Source organism: Exiguobacterium sp. UBA3491, assembly GCF_002377745.1.
Lineage (GTDB): Bacteria > Bacillota > Bacilli > Exiguobacteriales > Exiguobacteriaceae > Exiguobacterium_A.
In genome coordinates this window covers 326322-329355 of sequence record NZ_DFQK01000012.1, presented here as the reverse complement: position 1 = coordinate 329355, position 3034 = coordinate 326322, and the positions used below count along the sequence as shown (strand labels likewise).

Annotated in this window: 1 protein-coding gene; it reads right to left on the bottom strand. The window is 45.4% G+C overall.

The window, feature by feature from the left end; all coding sequences use genetic code 11:
- Positions 1–43: 43 nt before the first annotated feature.
- Positions 44–2764, bottom strand: a complete 2721-nt coding sequence (locus tag B4F99_RS04730) for a bifunctional 2',3'-cyclic-nucleotide 2'-phosphodiesterase/3'-nucleotidase (protein ID WP_290755662.1) — start codon at positions 2762–2764, stop codon at positions 44–46.
- Between the last annotated feature and the right edge of the window lie 270 nt (positions 2765–3034).

Genomic DNA, 3034 nt, shown 5'->3' with positions numbered 1-3034 from the left:
ACTTTTTTGGTTCAGTTCAATATGCAGACATCCGTTTTTCATATTACTTCGTGATGAAGTAGCGTGATTGATCAAGATGATCCTTCGCTGTATAGATGTTGAGTTTATATGAGCCGTTCGTCAATGCCTGACGCATCTTCAGAACGTAGTTCCCGTGCTGGTCCGCCACGTCTTGGGCGATCAATTGGTAACCAGACGCTGTTTTTTGGTAGAGACGGACGATTTGACGTTTTTCGACTTTACCTGTCAACGTCTTTTTGCCTGACCATTTTTTAACCGGGTATGTGTTCTTGATTGTAAACGACGCTTTTTTCATGATTTTGTTCGAGATGTCTGTCGACTTGACTGTGTATGTTCCTGTCGTTAGACCGTTCTTGACCGCGATTTTGAAGCCGCTTGCCGTCGTTTTCGCTTTCGCAATCTTCGTTGATCCTTTGTAGAGGGTGACGTCAAGACCTTCCGTTGCTTTACCGCGGAGGATAGTTGATCCGTAAACTGCTGATTTTTTATCGATTGCCGGTGTCGCAACGACACCTGTTCCGACCGTCACGTTCGTTTCTGTTTTCATGAAGCTGAGTTCTGAGACGATTGTCAACTTGTCACGCAATTTGAGCGGACGTGTCACGACTTCATATTGACCCGCTTCGTTTGCTGTTGCTGTTCCAAGGACTTTATCACCGAGTTTGACCGTGACTTTTGCGCCCGGAACGGCTTGACCTATGACGACTTTCGCACCTGGTTTAACTGCTTTTGCCGAGACCGTGAAGTCTTTCATCGGCACATTCATGTTGAATTTAAGGAACGTACCTGTCTCACCTGGACGTGTTTCACCTGTGTTTGTGATACCTTCATACCGCTTAACGTACGGTGCAGCTGCAACCGCTGAATCAAAGCTGACCGTCATCGGTTTGCTTGCAACGAGTGACCAGTTATCGTCCGCTTTGTAATCAACCGGTTGTTTCGCTTTGATGAAGTCCGAGATGACGTTACGTGTTTCGTAAGCCGATTTGTAGACGATGTTCTTTCCGCCGCCAAGACCTGGGAACGTCGCACTACCAGCGCGATAGTTGTTCGTCGCAACGAGGAATTCTTGATCGTCTGTGATCGCTTTGCCTTTATATTTGATGTTTTGAACACGACTTGCTTCTTTATTGGCGACACCACCGTTATAATCAAATTTTGCCGGTTTCGTGATGTCGATTTCATATGTCAATCCGTCGAGGATATCGAAGTTGTAGCTCCGGAAATCTTTGTTCAACAACTCTGTCTGCTCACCACCAACTTGGTTGAATTGACCGGCAGACATCTCGAGCCAATCTTTGACGTCAGCACCTGTTACTTTGACGACTTCGAGTGTATTCGGATAAACATAGAGATCGGCAACGTTCTTCAGTGCGATCGGTCCCTTTTTGATCAATGTGTAATCGGATGCGTTGACTTGGTTACGACCACCTGTTTTGAATGGTGCACCTGCAGATAACAACGGGAGATCTTTATATTTCGCAAGATCCGCATTTTCTTTGAGTTGTTTCTCGACATACCATTTTTGAGCGTTCGTCACGAACTGAACCGAATCATCGTCTTGCGCGAGAGCGAAGAAGCTCTGGATATCATCATTGATCGTTCCGACTTCTTGACGAATATAAGCGAGTGTTCCTTCATGCGATTTTTCGATCAACTTGACGGCACCTGCATCTGCTGTCGTGTCTTTCGTCACGTCCGCTAATTTAGCGCCAGATGTATCAACGACCCATTTCCCGTCGACTTGCTTCAATTGAAGATCGATGACACCGACGTTTTTCCCTTGCGTGTTCGCCATGACGACCGGTTTGCCATTGATCAAGCCGTTCGTTGCATCAACGTTTGGTAGTTTATTAAACGCCGAATCGGTTGCTGGGAANNGGAATTTGCCGTGCTGGTGACCTGTCATCAAGACATCGATGTTTGCGACTTTCGTCAACGCGTAGCCAACGTTCTCATCACCATCTTTTTGATCCGTCGTATCCCCGATACCTGTGTGTGCGAGTGCCACGACGACATCTGCGCCAGCATCTTTTAATTTCTTCGCTGTTGCTTTAGCAGTCGGGATGATATCTTCAGCCGTGACTTTCCCCGTCAGGTTCCCCGCATCCCATGCCATGATTTGTGGCGTGACGACTCCGAACACACCCACTTTGACTGTTTTCATGTCACCGTTCTGGTCCTTGACTTGACGTTCGATGATTTGATAGTCTTTTCCATCTTTGTTGTAGTCCGCGACGATTGGCTTTTTCGTGACTGCATCCAATACGTTCGAGTTGACGAACTTGATTGAACCGCTCGAAGCACTCATCGCTGACTTGAGGAAATCAAGACCGAAGTTGAATTCATGGTTTCCGAGTGTGACTGCATCATAACCGAGGTATTCCATCAATTCGTACATCGGATGTTTGCCTTTGTTTCCTTTGTCATACTGATTCTTGACGTAATCACCAAACGGCGTTCCTTGAAGAGTATCTCCGTTATCAAACAAGAAGCTGTTCGTCGCGCCCACTTCCGTTTGTTGCTGTTTGATGACTGTAGCCGCTTTGACGAGACCGATCGTCTCGTCCTGCGCATCCTTGAAATAATCGTAGTTCATTGAGTTCGTATGTAAATCCGTTGTTTCTAAGAAGCGTAACTTGACGACACTGTTGTCGGCAGCAAGTGTCTTGACTTGAACGACTGGTACGAGCATCGGTGCGATCAATGTCGATGCGATGACAAGTTTTGTAGCTTTTTTCATATGTATTTCCCCCCAGGAAGTTTTAACTGCTTCATTAATTTAGCATGGTTCGATTATAGCTAATAGTCCTTTCAAATAGGTCGGACATCCGTCTTATTTAACCTACTTAACCAATTCCAAATACTGGCTTTACATTGTTGATTTTACCTTTACAAATCAGGTTCAATAAAAAAAACGATACATTTCAGGACATGAACCTGAAAACGTATCGTTTATAATTGATGTAGAACGTAATTGTTCATTCTCAACTCCTACAGGAAAAGAAAGCAC